We start from the raw sequence: 18223 nt of genomic DNA, 5'->3' as shown, positions 1-18223 counted from the left end.
TGGGGTTATTGGCGTATACGCCAAATCCTACGAGCCTAAAGTGAAGGCGTCCACCCACTTCATGAGAAAAATGCCATGACGTTGCAGATCGGTTTTCTGTTGTTTCCACAGGTTCAGCAACTGGACCTCACCGGCCCTTACGACGTACTGGCCTCGCTGCCGGACGTGAAGGTGCATTTGATCTGGAAGGACCTGATGCCCGTCACCGCGAGCACCGGCCTGGTGCTGAAACCGACCGCCACGTTCGACGATTGCCCGCAGCTGGATGTGATCTGCATTCCTGGCGGCGCTGGCGTCGGGCCGTTGATGGAGGATGAACAGACGCTGGCCTTCATCAAGACGCAGGCTGCCAACGCGCGTTACGTGACGTCGGTGTGTACCGGCGCGCTGGTGCTGGGTGCAGCGGGTCTGTTGAAAGGCAAACGCGCCACCACTCACTGGGCCTATCACGAATTGTTGGCGCCTTTGGGGGCGATACCGGTGAAGGATCGGGTGGTGCGCGACGGAAATCTTCTGACCGGTGGCGGGATCACGGCGGGTATCGATTTTGCCCTGACCCTGGCCGCGGAGTTGTTCGATAAGGACACGGCAGAGCTGGTGCAGTTGCAGCTCGAATACGCCCCGGCACCGCCGTTTACCTCGGGCAGCCCTGAGACGGCCCCGGCCAGCGTGCTGGAGGAAGCCCGTGAACGCGCCGCAGGGTCGTTGAAACTGCGCTCGCAAATCACCGAGCGCGCGGCGGCGAAACTCGATCAGTTGCCAGCACGCTGATCCATCCCGGCCGGCAGCCAAGGCTTGGCTGCCGGCCCTAAGGGGTGCAGGTTTCGGCAGGCGAAAAAAAACCCGCCGAAGCGGGTTTCCCAAGACCATTACGACTCCCTGTCGGCAGCGATTCCTTGCTTATGGTCGATCATCCGTGATCCCGAGCACTTCCTGTGCTTCGGTTGATGAAGCCAGATTACGCTTAGGATCCAATGTGCAATAGACGACATAGTAACCATCGCGTGTAGGACATTCGCTATAGCCACCCTTCCGAAAACCCTTAGACGGGTAAGGTTTCAGGCGTTGAAGCCGCGAATTTAGCGGCTTGCAGCGGACATTCAGCCGACAAAGTGTGCATCTCGAGAAACGACCGGTGTTTCAGCCACCATTCGAACATGCAGCCATCACTCTGACTGACGCTCGCGTTCCTTGGCATTGACCTTGAGAAATTCTTCGATATTGCTCATCTGCTCATCCCAGCCGCGACTGTCCATGCGGAACGCCTTGAGCCGGCGCGCCTGAGGGATGTGATCGAAACCGGACTCGGTGACCTTGAGTAACGTGCCTTCATCCAGGTCTTCGAGCTCGAACTTCACCAGTGTGGTGGGTTCCTGGGAGTAATCGATATCGGGCTCGATCGCGTACGGATGCCAGCGAAACGAAAACACCCGTTCCGGCTCGACCCGCTCCACCAGTACGTTCCACAACAAATGCTCATAACCCGGGTACGTAATCTGCCCCTGGGTCCACTCACCGGCGACAAAACGCTTGCCCTCCAGCGCCACGCCAAACCACTGTCCGAAGGCTTCGGCATTGGCCAGCACACGCCATACCTGCGAGCGCGGCGTTTTGAGCAGGATCTTCCTTTCGATACGATCTGATGCTGGATTCATAAGTCACCTCCTGTACTGAACAGTAGGCCTGTAAGACCACAAGACCAACCCTAAAGTTGTATCAATCGGGTATCGCAATCAACCCTACCTGAAATATTCGGCTGCATTTCAAGGTGTAAGTTCTGGTTTGAAGACGAAAGTCAGCGCCCGAAACTGCTAACGTTCAGGGCGACGTTGACTCAGACCAGGACGATTCATGCAGCTTTCACTTGCACGGTTGGCTGTAGAAGCTGCGTTGGCGCTACGATATCGAAGCCACGGCTGACGCTTTGCTGCCGGTAGCCACCCTCACGCAATCAGGAGTACGCGATGAATAGCCTGCATGGCAGCTGTTTGTGCAAAGCCATCGAGTACGAACTCGATAGCCTCGACATGCCCATCAGTCATTGCCACTGCCAAACCTGTCGCAAGGCACACGCGGCGGCATTCGCCTCGACAGCCGGGGTCATGCGCGAACATTTTCGTTGGACCAAAGGCCAGGACCGCCTGAGCAGCTACGAATCGTCACCGGGCAAGCTTCGGCATTTCTGCTCGGTCTGCGGTTCACACTTGATGGCTGAACGCTTGGCCCAACCCCACGTCATTATTCGTGTGGCGACGCTGGACGATGATCCGAAAATGACGCCTCAGGCGCATATCTGGACGACACATGACGTGCCGTGGCTTGCTTATGAATTGATTAAAAAATGCCCTGAATGGCAAACATAGAGCGCCGGATACGGCACATAACTGCATCCCAACTTACCTGTCACAGCGAGAATCCCCATGCACCCACGCTTTCTCCTGGCGCTGACGCCTCTGCTGTTCACTACTGCCGCTTATGCTGTGGACTGCGACAACGCCACCGATCAAGCGACGATGAATCAATGTGCGGCACAGCAACACAAGACGGCGGACAAGGAGTTGAATGCGCTTTACCAGCAGATCAATGAGCGACTGAAGAGTAACCCCGACAGTAAAAAACTGCTGATCGGGGCGCAGCGTTCGTGGATTGCGTTTCGGGATGCCGAGTGCAAGTTCTCGAGCGCCGGGGTCGAAGGCGGGAGTGTGTATCCGCTGATCTACAGCAATTGCATCACTGAGTTGACCAAGGCGCGGGTTGAGACTTTCAAGAATTATCTGAAGTGTCAGGAGGGGGATTTGAGTTGCCCGGTGCCTGGGGCTTGATGCTTCGGTGATTGTAAGGGCCTCATCGCGAGCAGGCTCGCTCCCACAGTGGATCTCAGTGTGATCACTATTGTGTGAACATCATTGAACCCTGTGGGAGTGAGCCTGCTCGCGATGGCGTCAGTTCAGACCCCGCTATTACCGGACAAAAACCTGCGCCGTGGTGATCGCCATATCCCCACCCGGCAATTTGATGCTGCCAATCTGCTTCATGCTCTCGGGATCAAAAATCGCCACATCATTAAACGTCCCCGCCAGATAAATCTTGCTGCCGTCCTTGTTGAACGAAATGCAGTAGTAGGAATGATCCAGCGTCGCCGCCTGGAGCATTTTCTTCTCCTTGATGTCGTACTTTGCCAGACGGTTGAGCACGCCGAACATCAGGTTCGGATCCTTCGGCGAGCGCATGCCGCTGAAGTAGATTTCCGTCAACGGGCCGAAGTCGGTGGTTTCGGTCTTGCCGGTTTTCAGGTCGATGCTGAACAGCCCGTAGAGGTACTCGGCGGTCGCGGGGTCCTGCTTCTTGTCCTTGAATTTCGCCGCGGTGTAGAGCAGCGAGAAGTCATGGCGATAAGTCTGCTGGTTCCACACGTAGAGTACGTCCGGCGCGCTGTAGTTCGGGCGTTTCCAGTGGCGACTGGGGATCAGCACGTCGAACTTGCCGGTCTTCACATCGACCTTGTAGACATCCGCCCCGGCCACGTACAGCGTGCCGTCGTCCCCACTCTGCATGATGGTCAACTGCCGTGGCGCCGGGAAACTGCGCACGGGTTTGGCGTTCATGCCAGCGTTGGTGGCGTATACATCGAGGCGCGGTTGCTGCACTTCGTAGCGATCATTGAGCATCAACGTCGGGTTGGCGATGGTGAACAGTTCCTTGCCGTCATGACTGACGGTGAAGGCGAACATCGACCTGGCTTTCTCCCCCGGCTGCTGGGTGATGCTGGCGTGGAACACCTGCTTGCAACTGTCGAGTTCAACGCCGTAGACATCCGCGTAGTGATTGTTCAACACGTAGGCGGTCTTGCGATCCGGCGACAGCTGCACGGTGCCAGGACCGAAAGCGTCCGGCATTTTGCAGGTCTTGAACAGACTGTCGGTAGCCAGATCAATGATGTGCAGATTGTTCGGGTAATTGGTGGTCACCATGTATTCGTGACCGCTTTGCAGGGCGGTGTTTTCATCGGCCAGAACGTTGAGCGAACAGGCGCTCAGGACGGCGAAAGCGGCCAGGCCGCAGGCTTTAGTGCGAAGCATGCTGGAATCCTTCTTCTGTCCGATTATTTGTCTTTGGGAAAGACAGTCCCGAGGTTGCGCCAGTTCTCATTGGACGCCTGGGCATCCTTGTTCCAGTCCGGGTAGGTGCTCATCATGTCGGGCACCTGGGCCGGCCACCAGCAAGGGTCGGAGCAGCCATAGAGGTCGGCTTCCATCGGCTGGCACAGCGACGACACACCGCCAAAGGCGTCGATTTCCCAACCCGGGTCGGTGGTCGAGGCGCAGCCGGCGACGGAACTCATCGCCACCACTTCTTCGATACGGTTCTCGGCCGCGGCCTCATCCAGTTTCAGCGCTTTGTTATTGATTGCCTTGAGATGTTTCATATCAGTGAGCCTTGCGCGGAGTGATGTAGCTGCTGATAAACGCAGGGTTGTGGGCCATGATCCGGGTGTAGACCTCAATGCCGAAGTCGACCCAGTCACGCATCAGTTCGCAGTAGTGATAGGTCGGGTGGGTCGGGTCGCCGTAACGTGCGTAGCTCTCGTGGTAGCAGCCGCCGGAGCAGAGGTTGCGGATCTGGCAGTCCTCGCAACCGGTGTTGGTGCGGTCCAGGCGCAGGGACAGGAAGTCGTTCAATTCCACCTGTTTCACCCCGCTATGGACATTGCCAAAAGTAGGCAAGGAAGAGCCGGTAAAGCGGTGGCACAGGTTCAATTCACCTTTGTGATCCACCGCCAGCATCTTCAGGCCCGCGCCGCACGGCAGGGCTTTTTTGTGGCCTTCGTGGATGTCGGTGATCAACTGGTGCAGGTTGGAGAAACCGATATTGCGATGCTCCAGCGCCGCTTCCAGATAACGCCGGCCGAGCTTCTTCATATTGGCGAAGACTTCGATCAGTTCGTCGCTGGACAGGTTGAAAGTGCTGATGTCACCGGAAGTCACCGGGGCAAAGCCGACTTCGGCAAAACCCAGTTCGTTGAACAGGTGATCCCAGATGGTTTCAACGTCGGTGACGCCAGTGGTGAGCGTTACTCGAGCCCCAACCGGACGACTGTTGTAGCGCGACAGCAGCATTTCAGCCTTGCGCCGCACCACGTCGTACGTGCCCTGCCCGCCCACCGTGATGCGGTTGCGGTCGTGCACGGTTTTCGGTCCGTCGATACTGACTGACAGGCCGAAACGGTGGGCGTTGAGGTAGTCGACGGTCTCTTCCGTGAGCAGCGTCGCGTTGGTGGTCATGACGAACTCGACGAACTTGCCGGCCTCGCGGAAACGCTTCTCGCAATAGTCGACCATGTACTCGATCAGCTTGCGATTGCTCAGCGGCTCCCCGCCGAAAAACACCACAGTGAAACGCTCTTCGTCCGGCGATTCACGCAACAGCATTTCCACCGAGGCGACCGCGGTTTCGACGTCCATTTTCTTGCCGGCCGACGGCTTGTCCAGGTCTTCCTTGTAGCAGTAGGTGCAGCTCAGGTTGCAGCCGGTATTGACGTTGAGCACCACGGTATTGATCGCCGTGCGCTCGACCCGTTTGGTGCCAATGTCCGGGGTCAGCGGCGAGCCGTCGCTAACCAGTTCCAGGGCCATCAGCTCGCGCAGGGTCTCGGTGATTTCCTCGCCGTTGAAGCGCGCGGCCAGGCGCTGGATCAGCTCGTCCGACGAACAGCCGGGACCGCGTAAGGTATCGATGATGGTGCCGGTCAGCTCATCGCTGGCGAACAGCGAACTGCTGGGAATGTGAAACAGCATGCGGTCGGCATCGACGTGCACTTCGTGCAGATTCCGCTCGACCAGATTCAAAATAGCGCCCATTGCAACCTCCTGTGCAAACCCCGTTCTACGGGGCTCGCGGTCATTCCAAAAAAGTGTCTGAAACCCTGCAAATCAGCCAACTCATGGAATGGGTGGATTGTTCCAGCGTTGCACGGTGACGATCATGTGGCCTTCGCCGGTCAGGGATTTCCCTGCATCGTCGACGGCGGCGATCACCTTGAGATTGCCGGCATTGTTGGTGGACATTTTGCGCTGCGGGTTTGGCCCGGCATCGCCCGGTGTGAACACGCCGCTGTCAGCCTGCATGGTGCCGGCAAACTTGACGTCCTCGTCTTCCTTGGCGCGGTCGTCGAACGCTTCGACCGACCACTGCGCCGGGAACACGCCGATGCGATACGGCTTGCCGTCGGCGCCCTTGCCCCAGGCTTCGGCATCGAAACGACCCTGGACTTTCGGCGTCGAACCGCCGCCGTCGCCGATCCGCGCCACCGAGAATTCGGGCACGACTTTGACTTCGGCGATCTTGCTGTAGACCGACAGGGTCGGACCTTTCAGCGTGCCGACGGTGACGTTGCGCAGACCCGGTTGAGCATTGGCCGCAGCCTTGAGCTTGACGCGCAGGCGCTCTGGACTTTGCTCCAGTACTTCGACCACTTCCACGCCTTTGCCGAAGTCCGGTTTGCCGGAAAGACCGCTGCCGATCAGAGTGACTTCAGTTTCAGCGCCAGCCTTCAGGTAACCCGGCTGCACCGCCAGCAAATGGCTGCTGCCCTGCTTGGCGGCGACGAAATCCAGGCCACGCTCGTCGTGCTCGGCCTCGAACATCCGGCCCTGCATCGTGTTGCCCTGGGCGGCGAACACCTGGCGCATGGTCACGCCGTCGATGGTCACATTGCCGCGCCATTCGTAGCCGGTGTAGAGAATCGCGCTGCCATCGCCGTTGAACGGACTGCCGTCGGCGTATTGGCCTTTGACGCGGACTTTGAATGTGTCGCTGCCATCGGCCGTGACGCTCATCACGCCGGCCAATTCACCCTTGCCCGGCAAGTGGCCGCTGAAGCTCCAGTCGCCCACCAGCGCCTCGGCTTTCGGCGCGCTGCTTAGCCATTGTTTCCAGGCCGGGTTGTCCAGCGGATAACGCTTGGCCAACAGCGGCACCATGTCTTTGCGAGCCAGGTCGAACCAGTCGCGGTCGCGAGACAGTGCCTGGTATTCCAGGGACGGCCATTGGCCGAGGTGGAAGTTCACCAGACGCTCCCATTCCTGAGCCGGGCGCCGTTGCAGGGCGACCCGCGCACCGGAGTGGCAGCGGCCACACATCTGGCTGGTCTGGTCGTCGAATTTCTCGACGGTATTGAGGCGACGTTCCAGCGCGTAACGCACGCCATCGGTTTCGCTTGGGGCCAGGCCTTGGGTGTCGGCCAGGTATTTGACCAGGGTGCGGCGGTCGTCATCGCTGATCTGCAAACCGTGCATGATCTGCATCCGGGCGATGCTCATCAGCCAGCCTTCCGGCGTTTTGCGCTGGTGACTGATGCGACTCAGGGCGTTATCGGCTTCGGGGGTATGACAGCCCTGGCAGGTTTCCTTGAGGATGGTCTGGGCGTCGCGGGCTGCCAGGCTGTAAGGCGAATGCAGCGCCACACAGGCGGCCACGGCCAGCAGACTGGCACTCAGGCCTGATCGGAGTTTTCTCTTCATCAACGTCGAACCTCGCACGGTGCTTTCTTATTGTTGTGGCTTATCGTTTTTATGGTTTCTGCCGTCGGCGGCGCACCGCTGACGGAGGCAAGAGAAACGTCTGCAATGAGCAATACACGGAGCGTGCCAGCTTGATGATTAGCTTTTAAATCAACTAGTTACGATAAAACAACGACATTGCGACAACGCTGGACGTGACTACCTGCGTCTAATATCGCGACACGTGTTGCAGTCTGAGACAAGCATAGATGGCACGATTGGAACAGCTCATCGGTCGACGATTGACGTTGCTCCCCTGCAAGCGCGAAATGGTCGTTCACCGATTGCCACCAGGGGATAAGAAAATGGCAAGCATCACTGTCCTGGCGGGGGACTTTCTGCAAGGTGATGGAGAGTACAGAGACGGCGTTTTCACCCTCAGAACGTCGCTTCATCCATGGCCGGGCATTACCCTCCCGCTCTCATCGTTCAAGCGAGTGGAAGTGGCCAATGAGGATTCGATCAACAACATCAAGGATGCCATCGGCTTTGGCGTGGCCGGGGCCATGCTGTTGGGGCCCATCGGCGCAATTGCCGGGTTCATGCTGGCCGGCAAGGAAACCGAGGTGACCTTTCTGGCGACACTCAAGGACGGCAGAAAACTACTGGCTGCCGTGGATGGCGACACGTTCGAAGAAATTTCCCGTAAGTTTGCAGCTTGATCAATCGGCGCGGGCCGCACCGTCTTACAACGGTGCGGCGTGACGCCGGTTCAAGTATTAAAGGTGGGGTGAATGCCTTTGTGCACGTCGATCTCGTGCCGCATGTCTGCTACCAGCGACGCGATTGCATGAGGACTGTCCAGCGTCCACAGCGGAACATGGGTGGCCACCAGGTCCACTTTGCCGGTCATGCAATCACAGACCCGAATCGTCAGGGACTGGTCTGCCTCCATGTGGCAAGTACAAACGGACGGCAGAAAACTGTGTTCAATGATGTTTTGAATTTCCAGTGTTGAAAGGAACATCGATACCTCCCTCACGCCAGATGTATTGCCGGATGAACGGTCCGTCACTTCACCCACCGATCCAGAAAATCTTAATCCTCAATAATCGACACCTCAAGGTCGCCACCCGGTTGCTCGTCGTCTCATAGCTGTCGCAATTTGCAACAACCTCACAGCGCCCACGATATCCTTTGAGCCCCCAAACCCCGTCAACCAAGGGCGGTCCTGCCTTTGCGGGCACTTGGCACAGCCATTGCGAAAGCCCTGTTCTCACGAACAACAAGAGGCCTCGCCATGTCACTCCCTTATCTGCTTCCTGCCACCTCGGCATTCATCCAGCGGGCCCCGCGCATGCTTATCGGCGGCGACTGGGTTGAAGCCGCCGACGGCCAGACCATGCCCCTGCACAACCCGGCCACCGGCGAAGTGCTGTGCGTAGTACCGCGGGCCACGCCCGAAGATGTCGACCGCGCCGTGCTCGCCGCCCGTCAGGCCTTCGATGATTCGGCCTGGACCCGCACGCGACCTCGGGAGCGGCAGAACCTGCTGTGGAAACTCGCCGACCTGATGGAGCGCGACGCCGAACTGCTGGCGCAACTGGAATGCCTGAACAACGGCAAAAGTGCGGCGGTGGCCCAGGTGATGGACGTACAACTGTCCATCGACTTCCTGCGCTACATGGCCGGTTGGGCGACCAAGATTGAAGGCTCCAGCGTTGAAGTATCGTTGCCGTTGATGCCCAACGATCAATTCCACAGTTTCATTCGCCGCGAAGCGGTGGGCGTGGTCGGCGCCATCGTTGCCTGGAACTTCCCGCTGCTGCTGGCCTGCTGGAAACTCGGCCCGGCCCTGGCCACCGGTTGCACCGTGGTGCTCAAACCCGCCGACGAAACCCCGCTGACTGCACTGAAACTCGCCGAACTGGTGCTGGAAGCCGGTTACCCCGAAGGCGTGTTCAACGTGGTCACCGGCACCGGCATCACGGCGGGTTCCGCCCTGACCCATAACCCGCTGGTGGACAAACTGACCTTCACCGGCTCCACCGCCGTGGGCAAGCAGATCGGCAAGATCGCCATGGAGTCCATGACCCGGGTGACTCTCGAACTGGGCGGTAAATCGCCGACCATCGTCATGGCCGACGCCGACCTGAAGTCCGCCGCAGCCGGTGCCGCCAGCGCGATTTTCTTCAATCAGGGCCAGGTGTGCTGCGCCGGCTCCAGGTTGTATGTGCAGCGCAAGCATTTTGACAATGTGGTGGCAGACATCGCCGACATCGCCAACGCCATGAAACTCGGCAATGGCCTGGACCCAACCGTGGAAATGGGACCGCTGATCTCGGCGCGTCAGCAGGAGCGGGTTTACGGTTACATCGAAAAAGGCCGGGAAAGCGGCGCGACCATCGCCTGCGGCGGCGAACAATTCGGGCCAGGCTTTTTCGTCAAGCCGACGGTGATTGTGGATGTCGATCAGAAGCACTCATTGGTGCAGGAGGAAATCTTCGGGCCGGTGCTGGTGGCGATTCCGTTTGATGACGAAGCCGATGCGTTGCGCATGGCCAATGACAGCCCTTATGGGCTTGGGGCGAGTATCTGGTCGAACGATCTGGCGGCGGTGCACCGGATGATTCCGCGGATCAAGTCCGGTTCGGTGTGGGTCAACTGCCACAGCGCACTGGACCCGGCGCTGCCGTTTGGTGGGTACAAGATGTCCGGGGTTGGGCGCGAGATGGGGTACGCGGCGATTGAGCATTACACCGAGTTGAAGTCGGTGTTGATCAAGTTGTAATTGTCGGCGTTTTGATCGTTCCCACGCTCTGCGTGGGAACGATCAGTCTGTGTCAGGGTTTGAAGCCTTGCGACAGTAACCAACTGCGGACCCCCCTTCCCTGCTCCACCGTCAACCCCGCCAATACCTGATCAGCAGATTCAGTGCCCAACCGCCGCACCAACGGCGCCAGCTCAACCCCTTGCACATGCCAGATCCCCAGCGGCTGATCCGCCGTGATCACCACCTCGGCCTCATCCACATATCCATCGCGCAGCACCGGTGCACGCTCGATTCTCAACGAGGAAAAATCCGCCTCGGCATGCGCCACCTCAGCATCCGGCCACTGCCGCCGCGCCTGCCAGAACGGCTGATCCAGCCACCGCTGCTCATCGGCATAAAAATCCCGCCCGATCCGCGCAAAACGCAAAAACAACTGCTCCACCCGCTGCTGATGAAAGCGCTGGGCCAGCGCCGCTCGCTCGGGTTTGCGCAACAACGTGTTGATCACCGTTGGCGCCTGTAACGCCGAGGACAAGGACTGAAAAATCCCGTTGCCTGACAGCGGATCCACCGCCATCGCCGCATCCCCTACCCGAATCCAGTGCTCGCCACACACCTGCGGGCACAGAATCGCGGTGCTGCTGCGGGCATGCAGCTGTAGATCGTGTTCAGGCTCGACATCAAAAAACGCCCGCGCCAACGCCGAACCTTGGCGCCGTTGACGACAGTAGTCGAGCAATTGCGCTTTGCCCGGCAACTCAGCACTGGCCACGTCCACCGTCCATTGCCAGTAACACTCACCGTCGGCTCGCCGGGCCATCCAGGCCCAGCCGTCCTCAAGGCTTTCCACCGCGCTGGCGGTGCTGCCCGGCGCACCTTGCCAGCGATTGAGCAGGCTGACCGTCTCCGGCCCGCGCAGGCCTTTGCCGAGCGCAGGAGCCTGACGCCCGCGCGCCTCGACCAGAAAATCCGCCAGCAGCGCCTCGCGCCCTTCGACCTCGACCCGATGCCCCGAAGCCGATGACTGCACCGTCAGCACTCGGCCTTCGATCAGCTCAACGCCCGCCAGGCGCAGATCCTCGCGCAAGCCTCGATCAAAGCTCGGGCGATCCAGTAAAAATTCGATGTTTTGCGCATGCTGCTGACCGTTCCATGACACCTGCCGCTGAGACGGCAGCGCCGCATCCGCCAAAGCTTGATGAAGCCCCGCGCCACGCAAGGCTTCCAGCACCCGAAGGGAAACGCCTTCCAGCGCCGCAAATCGCCGCCATTCGCTGACCAGCGTCACGGGATAACCGAGCCGACGCAAACCCAAGGCAACCGCCGCTCCCGCGGGCCCTGCGCCAAGGATCAGAATCATGCGCCGAAGCGCCGTTCAGGGCCGCGATAGCGGGCGTTTTCTCGCAGCCACTCAATGACCTGTTCGTTGCTCGCCTCGGGATGTTCAACCAGGAAACCCGCAATGTGCCCGCTCAACGCCGCGCAGCCGAGGCTGGCGCCGGACTGCCCCGGATAGGTGCCATGCACACACGCGGCAAAATCCGCTTGAGCGCTGTTGAGCCACGACCATTCCTGTTCGGCGCAACGGGCATCGCCGGTCACCCGCAGCACCTGTGGATAATTCGCCGGAAATACTCCTTCGCCCTGCGCCGGGCTGGACGCACACAGCAGGATGCCCCGCGCCACCGCTGCCGCGCAGGCTTCACGCAACAGGCTGCGATCCTGCCGCAGACCGAGGCTCAAATTGATCAGCCGAACGTCCTGCGCCACCAGCCAGTCAATCGCCGTGGCAATCTGCAACGCGCTGGTGACCCCGCGCTGGTCGAACACCTGAGCCACGCAAAATACCGCCGCAGGCGCCCGTCGACCGATGGCCTCGATCACCGCGCTGCCGTGGCCCAGCGGATCGTCGCGCAAATCGCTTTCGGCCATTCCATCGGCCAGCAACGAAAAGCGCCGCCCGGCGACCACTTGCACCCGTTGCGCTGCCGAGTGCCCGCTATCCACCACACCAATCCGCAGCTCAGGCTTCATGCAGCACCGTTTTTGAAATGAGTACGCCGTCGAGCAATTCGAAGCGCAAATCGGCATCCGCCAAGGTTGAAGGACGATGGCTGATGAGGATCCGCGTGCGCCCGGCAAACAGTCGGTCGATGGCTTCGATGACTTCGCGCTCGGTGGCTTCATCCACCGCCGAGGTTGCTTCGTCCAGCACCAGAATCAATGGGTCCTGCAACAGCGCCCGGGCGATGGCGATGCGCTGTTTCTGCCCGCCGGACAACTGCTGACCGCGTTCGCCCAACGGGCTGTCGAGGCCTTCGGGCAAAGACTCGATCAGGCTGTCGAGTTGCGCCAGCCGCGCCACTTCGGCAATCGCTTCACGGCTGGCGTCCGGCACCGCGTAGGCGAGGTTGTCGGCGAGGCTGCCGCGAAACAGCACGATGTCCTGACTGACCACGGCAATCCGCCGACGCAACTGGAACAGGTCAAGTTCGCGCAGATCGACCTCTCCCAGCAACACCCGGCCGGACTGCGGATCGTGGTGCCGTTGCAGCAGGTCGATCAGGGTCGATTTACCGACCCCGGAGCCGCCGCTCAGGGCGACTTTCAAACCGTAGGGAATTCGCGCTTCGATGCCGCGCAATGTTGTCGGCCGACCGGGGTGACTGAAGTGCACATCGTCAAAACGCAGCTCGCCGGAAGTCGGCATCGGCTGCGGCGTGACCGGGGTGAGTACGGTGGGTTCTTCACCGCGCAACTCCATCACGCGCCCGAGGCTGACGGTCATTCGCTGGACCGCGACATAGAGCCCCAGCAAACTCTGCACCGGTCCGACCGCCATGCCCAGATAGGTGGAAAACGCGATCAACGCGCCCAGTTGCCAAGTCCCCTGCACCACCCAATACCCGCCGATCAGGAACGCGCAGGCACGGGACAGGGACGTCAGCGTGCCGGGCACCGCCTGGGTGAAAAACTCGGTGACTTGCAGGCGCAGCAACTGGCTCATGTAGCCTTGGCCCAGGGTTTCCAGGCGCCGCGATTCACGCTGTTGCTGGCCGGCGGACTGGATGAATTTCATCACCGGCAATGTCTCGACCATGAACGAAGACATGTCCGCCGAACGCTCGCGCAATTGCCGCACATCGCGCTCGACCTTGCGCCGCATCCAGCGCAACCAGAGTACGTCGAGGGGAATCAGCACCAGTGCCAGCAACGAGAGTTTCCACGACAGGGTCAGCAGCATCGCCACGGCGCAGACCAGGCCGATCACGCTCGACACTGCCGAGAACAGCGAGTCCACGGCAAAGCGCTGGATCTCCGCAACATCGCCATCGAGGCGCGACATCAGGTCACCGATTCGGCGCTGTCCGTAGAAACTCGGCGAGAGGGTTTGCAGATGTCGATAGAGGTCATCGCGCAGGGCAAACAGAATCCGCCCGGACAGCCGCGTGTGCAGGTAACGGTTGATCCCCGACAGCAGCGTTCCCAGCAGCCCGGCCACGATCATCAGTCCGGCGATCAGCACCAGCATCGGGAAGTTGCGTGCGAGCAAACCATCGTCGATCAGCAGTTTGGTCAGCCAAGGCTGGACCAGCACCAGTAACGAGGCGCAGACCGACAGCCCGAGCAGCCCGGCAATCGCCAGACGATGGGGCCGTACGAAGCTGTACAGCCAGCGCAACGCCGCTTGCAGGGCTTCAGGGTCCTGGCTGTCGATCAGCCGAACGATCAAGCGCTGCATCACGAGCGCAACTGTTTGAGCTTGCGATACAAGGTCGCGCGGCTGATGCCCAAGGCGTCGGCGGCGGCCGAGACGTTGCCCTGGTGAGTGTCCAGGGACTGACGAATCAGCTCCAGTTCATTTTCGCGAATGCTGCCGGCCTGAGGACGTTCGCTGGCGCTTAACTCGTCGAGCATGCTGTCGGGCAAGTGGTCGAGGGTGAGTACGGTGTCCCCCGGCTCGCGCATGGCCAGCGCGGTGCGCAAGACCATTTCCAGTTGGCGGATGTTGCCCGGCCAGTGATAGCCGCCGAGCAAGCGGTTCAAATCGTCATGCAGAACCATCGTCGGCGCACCCAGTCTGGCCAGCAGGCGCGTGACCAGAGCGCTGAAATCCTCACGTTCGCGCAAGGCCGGGAGCATCACGCTAATGCCGTTGACTCGATAAAACAGGTCTTCACGAAAGTGTTTTTCCTCGACCAGTCGCTTGAGGTCGCGGTGGGTGGCGCAGATCAGTGCAATGTCGATGTCTTGCTCTTCACCGGCACCCAGCGGTGCCACTTTACGGTCCTGCAACACCCGCAACAGACGGGCCTGCAAGGCCAGCGGCATGTCGCCGATTTCATCGAGAAACAAGGTGCCGCCGTGGGCCTGTTGCAGCCGACCGATCATCCCCCCGCGACGGGAGCCGGTGAACGCGCCTTCGCGGTAGCCGAACAGTTCCGACTCGATCAGGCCTTCGGGGATCGCCGCGCAGTTCACCGCGACAAAGGGTTTGTCGCAGCGGGTGCCGGCCATGTGCAGGGCGCGGGCGATGACTTCCTTGCCGGTGCCGGTTTCGCCCAGCAGCAACACCGGCAGCTCATTGGCCAGGCCTTGACGGGCCATGCGCAAGGCTCGGGCATAACGGACATTGCTGCCGGCCAGAAATTCGAGATCCGGTTGTGCTTTGGCGGTTTTCGCCGGGCTGCGCGGCGGCGTGCTGACGTTGATCGTACGCTGCGGCGCGCGCAGGGTTTTGTAGAAGAACTCGCCTTTGGCGGTTTGCAGACTGCCGACACCGCCCTGATGCAGACGCGACAAAAGTTGCAGGCCATCGACGCCCAGAAACTCTTCACAGCGGCGACCGACCAGCGCCGAGCGCTCGGCGTGGAGCAACTGACAGGCCTGGGCGCTGACCGCGAGAATCTGCCCGCCAAGGCTCACGGCCAACAAGCCCTGCCAAGGGGATTCGAGGTACTGCCGACGGCTGTGGAAGGCCAGGACGATCTCGTCCGGATAACTGGCGTTGAACACCCGGCTTTCGATCTGGCTGACGGCCATGGCCAGCAACGCAGTGCTGTCGTGAACGCGGCCGAGCGGACCTTCGCGGGTCAGATCGAGTACGCCGAGGATGTCGCCCTGCGGACAATGGATCGGCACCGAGGTGCAGGAGAAATCGGTCAGGCGATCGAGGTAATGTTCGCCGCAATCGATCATCGTTGGCCGGGCCTCCACCAGTGCGGTGCCCAGCGCGTTGGTGCCGCGAGCGGCTTCGCTCCAGCAGGCACCTAGGGTGATGTCTTGCAGGCCGCTGCCCTTGAGGCGATCGGCCCGGCCTTCGACAGCTAGAATGGTGGCGTCGGAATTGGCGAGGATGACCAGCCCTTCCTTGCCCTGACGTTCGGCCAGGTAATCGATGGCCGGCAATGCTGCATCGATCAGCAGCCGATTGCTCGCCAACAGCACGTCGAGGCTCGCGCTCGATTCCAGCGCCAGTTCGTGCTTGGCATTGAAATGCACGCCATGGCTGAGGCTACGCCGCCACGACGCGTCGATTTCCGCCCGTAACACGCCATCCGGGACTTCGCCCTCGAGATGGAGTTTTTCCCGGGCCAGCCGAGCTTCATGGTGCAACGTGGGATGAGTTGTTTTTATTAGCGTCATCAAGCGCTCCGGATCGGTCCGCCCTGCGCTTTTTTAAGATCAGCGCCCTGGCGCAATCTTTACGTTAACGTCAGGGCGATGGCAAGTGCCTTATGGCGCTTGCGTTTCATCCGTGGCACCGCGTCATCGTTCATCGCGAGCAGGCTCGCTCCCACGAGTTCACCGTCGTCCAGAAATCTGCGGTTCAACTCAGTCAAGTGTGGGCAGCACGTCCTCGGCTTCGTTATGGCTCAAGCCGCCGACACACGGAATAAATAGCGAGCGCTTACACGTGAGGGGCGCCCGGTGCTTTGCTCGGTGTGGCGTATTGCGGCTTCAGGTGGCCGTCCTGATCGAGTAGCCAGGCATCCATGATCTGCCGTACCACGGGACCTGCGACGCGACCGCCGGCCTCGCCGTTTTCGATCATCACCGAGATGACGATCTTCGGATGTTCAGCCGGGGCAAAACCGACGAACAAGGCGTTGTCGCGGTTACGCTCCAGGGTTTTCGCACGGTTGTAGCGCTCGCCTTGCTTGATCGCCACCACTTGCGCGGTACCGCTCTTGCCGGCGATGCGGTACTGAGCGCCCTGCGCTGCCGCGCGCGCAATCCCGCGAGCGTCGTGCATCACCATTTGCATGCCGTGGTTAACCTGCTCCCAGTCACGCGGGTCTTTCAACAGGATGTTTGGCATTGGATGGTCATCCACTGGCGCAACACCGTCCACGGTTTTGGCCAGGTGCGGGCGATTCCAGACACCTTTGTTGGCGATCAGTGCCGTGGCCTGGGCGAGCTGCAATGGGGTGACCTGCATGTAACCCTGGCCGATGCCAAGGATCACAGTCTCACCCGGGAACCACGCCTGACGGCGCGTGGCACGCTTCCAGGCTTGCGATGGCATCAGGCCGGCAGACTCTTCGAACATGTCCAGCGAGACTTTCTCGCCGAGGCCGAACATGGCCATGTAGTCATGCAGTCGGTCGATGCCCAGCTTGTGGGCCAGGTCGTAGAAGTAAGTGTCGTTGGAGCGCATGATCGCCGCGTCCATGTCCACCCAGCCATCGCCGCTGTGGTTCCAGTTGCGGTATTTGTGATCGAAGTCCGGGAGTTGGTAGTAACCAGGGTCGAAGACGCGGGTCTGCGGGGTAACGACGCCGGCGTCGAGGCCGGCAATGGCCACTTCCGGCTTGATGGTCGAGCCCGGTGCGTAGAGGCCACGCAGTACGCGGTTGAACAGCGGCCGGTCGATCGAGTCGTGCAGCGCGGCGTATTCCTTGAAGCTGATTCCGGTGACGAACAGGTTCGGGTCGAAACTCGGCTTGCTGACCATCGCGAGTACTTCGCCGGTCGACGGGTCGAGAGCTACCACCGAACCGCGACGATCACCCAATGCTTCCTCGGCGGCTTCCTGAAGTTTGACGTCGAGGCTCAGTACGATGTTTTTGCCTGGGATCGGGTCGGTGTGCTTGAGCACTCGCAGGACCCGGCCTTGAGCGTTGGTCTCGACCTCTTCGTAACCCACTCGGCCGTGCAACTGCGACTCGTAGAATTTTTCGATGCCGGTCTTGCCGATCGATTGAGTGCCACGGTATTCCACCGTGTCCAGGGCTTCGGACTCTTTCTCGTTGATGCGGCCGACGTAGCCGATCGAATGCGCAAAGTGCGCGCCCATCGGGTAGTGGCGAACAAATTGTGGCTCTACGTCGATCCCCGGCAGACGGAATTCGTTGACCGCCAACACGGCGATCTGTTCTTCGCTGAGCTCGTAGAACAAAGTGACCGGCACGAAAGGATGCCGGGCCTGCTTCATTGCCTTGTCGAACAGTGCTCGATCTTCTGTCGGCAAGTGCAGGAGGCTGACGACTTCATCCAACTCCTCTTTAACATCGGAGGCACGTTCGCGGGTGATGGTCAGGTTGAAGCTGGGGCGGTTGTCCGCCAGAACCACGCCATTGCGGTCATAGATCAATCCGCGTGTGGGGGTGATCGGCAGGACGTGGACACGATTGTTTTCAGAGATTGTCGAGTGGTAGTCAAACTCGACCACTTCCAGGACATACATGCGCACGACCAGCGCGCAGGTAATGGCAACAACGAACAGGGCGCACGCCATCAGTCTTTTGTTGACCAGACGCGTCTCTTTTTCGTGGTCCTTTATGGGTATCGGTTGGGGCATTTCTGCAGCAGCTCTTTGACTAAAAAGGGGGGCGCCAATCCGTATGCTTGAAATCAGTCCGTTAAAAAAACGAGCTGCACCATACCAAAAACCGGGCGGTCAATTTAGTGGGATTTCTTCTAACGGGTGCGCCTTTTTCGCTACTGC

General features: G+C 60.2%; 16 protein-coding genes. 5 read left to right on the top strand and 11 right to left on the bottom strand.

Going from position 1 to position 18223, the window contains the following annotated elements:
• The first annotated feature begins 75 nt into the window (after positions 1-75).
• Positions 76-771: an isonitrile hydratase gene (gene inhA, locus ACQ4OB_RS26820; RefSeq protein WP_430956789.1), complete on the top strand. Its 696-nt coding sequence runs from the start codon at positions 76-78 to the stop codon at positions 769-771.
• A gap of 395 nt (positions 772-1166) precedes the next feature.
• Here inhA and ACQ4OB_RS26815 read toward each other — a convergent pair whose 3' ends face one another.
• Complete coding sequence (locus tag ACQ4OB_RS26815; protein WP_430956788.1) at positions 1167-1655, bottom strand: SRPBCC family protein; 489 nt, start codon at positions 1653-1655, stop codon at positions 1167-1169.
• A 309-nt stretch (positions 1656-1964) separates the two neighbouring features.
• Here ACQ4OB_RS26815 and ACQ4OB_RS26810 point away from each other — a divergent pair, with 309 nt between their 5' ends.
• Together ACQ4OB_RS26810 and ACQ4OB_RS26805 are read left to right on the top strand one after the other, a co-directional pair.
• Positions 1965-2363, top strand: a complete 399-nt coding sequence (locus ACQ4OB_RS26810) for a GFA family protein (protein ID WP_430956787.1) — start codon at positions 1965-1967, stop codon at positions 2361-2363.
• A gap of 57 nt (positions 2364-2420) precedes the next feature.
• Positions 2421-2822 (top strand): lysozyme inhibitor LprI family protein, encoded by a 402-nt coding sequence (locus ACQ4OB_RS26805; RefSeq protein WP_076028104.1) that lies wholly within the window; start codon positions 2421-2423, stop codon positions 2820-2822.
• Positions 2823-2960: 138 nt separating this feature from the next.
• Here the strand turns inward: ACQ4OB_RS26805 and peaD are convergent, their stop codons facing one another.
• The 4 genes from peaD to peaA all read right to left on the bottom strand — a co-directional run bounded on the left by peaD (position 2961) and on the right by peaA (position 7520).
• A complete protein-coding gene (gene peaD / locus ACQ4OB_RS26800) occupies positions 2961-4079 on the bottom strand; it encodes a quinohemoprotein amine dehydrogenase subunit beta (protein ID WP_430956786.1) in 1119 nt (372 codons plus the stop codon).
• 23 nt (positions 4080-4102) lie between these two features.
• A complete protein-coding gene (gene qhpC, locus ACQ4OB_RS26795) occupies positions 4103-4426 on the bottom strand; it encodes a quinohemoprotein amine dehydrogenase subunit gamma (RefSeq protein WP_008145336.1) in 324 nt (107 codons plus the stop codon).
• A 1-nt stretch (position 4427) separates the two neighbouring features.
• Entirely contained in the window at positions 4428-5858 is a 1431-nt protein-coding gene (gene peaB, locus ACQ4OB_RS26790; RefSeq protein ID WP_430956785.1) for a quinohemoprotein amine dehydrogenase maturation protein, read from the bottom strand.
• A gap of 81 nt (positions 5859-5939) precedes the next feature.
• A complete protein-coding gene (gene peaA, locus ACQ4OB_RS26785) occupies positions 5940-7520 on the bottom strand; it encodes a quinohemoprotein amine dehydrogenase subunit alpha (protein WP_430956784.1) in 1581 nt (526 codons plus the stop codon).
• Between the two features lie 344 nt (positions 7521-7864).
• Here peaA and ACQ4OB_RS26780 point away from each other — a divergent pair, with 344 nt between their 5' ends.
• The gene (locus tag ACQ4OB_RS26780) at positions 7865-8221 is read left to right on the top strand and encodes a hypothetical protein (RefSeq protein WP_074878668.1); all 357 of its coding nucleotides are present in this window, start codon (positions 7865-7867) and stop codon (positions 8219-8221) included.
• 50 nt (positions 8222-8271) lie between these two features.
• Here ACQ4OB_RS26780 and ACQ4OB_RS26775 read toward each other — a convergent pair whose 3' ends face one another.
• Positions 8272-8526: a DUF1652 domain-containing protein gene (locus tag ACQ4OB_RS26775; RefSeq protein ID WP_074878670.1), complete on the bottom strand. Its 255-nt coding sequence runs from the start codon at positions 8524-8526 to the stop codon at positions 8272-8274.
• A 273-nt stretch (positions 8527-8799) separates the two neighbouring features.
• Between ACQ4OB_RS26775 and ACQ4OB_RS26770 the strand changes: the two genes are divergently transcribed.
• The gene (locus tag ACQ4OB_RS26770) at positions 8800-10290 is read left to right on the top strand and encodes an aldehyde dehydrogenase family protein (RefSeq protein ID WP_074878672.1); all 1491 of its coding nucleotides are present in this window, start codon (positions 8800-8802) and stop codon (positions 10288-10290) included.
• Positions 10291-10342: 52 nt separating this feature from the next.
• On the opposite strand, the gene qhpG is transcribed toward ACQ4OB_RS26770, so the two are convergent.
• The 5 genes from qhpG to mrdA all read right to left on the bottom strand — a co-directional run bounded on the left by qhpG (position 10343) and on the right by mrdA (position 18076).
• Complete coding sequence (gene qhpG, locus ACQ4OB_RS26765) at positions 10343-11632, bottom strand: flavin-dependent monooxygenase QhpG (protein ID WP_430956783.1); 1290 nt, start codon at positions 11630-11632, stop codon at positions 10343-10345.
• Positions 11629-12306 (bottom strand): subtilisin-like serine protease QhpE, encoded by a 678-nt coding sequence (gene qhpE / locus ACQ4OB_RS26760; protein WP_430956782.1) that lies wholly within the window; start codon positions 12304-12306, stop codon positions 11629-11631. The genes qhpG and qhpE overlap by 4 nt, the downstream gene beginning before the upstream one ends.
• Entirely contained in the window at positions 12296-14014 is a 1719-nt protein-coding gene (locus tag ACQ4OB_RS26755; RefSeq protein WP_430956781.1) for an ABC transporter ATP-binding protein, read from the bottom strand. The genes qhpE and ACQ4OB_RS26755 overlap by 11 nt, the downstream gene beginning before the upstream one ends.
• Positions 14014-15918 carry a sigma-54-dependent Fis family transcriptional regulator gene (locus tag ACQ4OB_RS26750; protein WP_102616635.1) on the bottom strand — a complete coding sequence of 635 codons (1905 nt, stop codon included), beginning with the start codon at positions 15916-15918 and terminating at the stop codon, positions 14014-14016. Before ACQ4OB_RS26750 ends, ACQ4OB_RS26755 begins: the two co-directional genes overlap by 1 nt.
• Positions 15919-16183: 265 nt before the next feature.
• Entirely contained in the window at positions 16184-18076 is a 1893-nt protein-coding gene (gene mrdA / locus ACQ4OB_RS26745; protein WP_430956780.1) for a penicillin-binding protein 2, read from the bottom strand.
• Positions 18077-18223 lie beyond the last annotated feature (147 nt).

Source organism: Pseudomonas sp. ES4 (genome assembly GCF_050586665.1).
In the GTDB taxonomy this organism is placed as follows: domain Bacteria; phylum Pseudomonadota; class Gammaproteobacteria; order Pseudomonadales; family Pseudomonadaceae; genus Aquipseudomonas; species Aquipseudomonas frederiksbergensis.
Note: the sequence above shows the minus strand (reverse complement) of the source record. Positions and strands in the feature narration are given on the sequence as shown.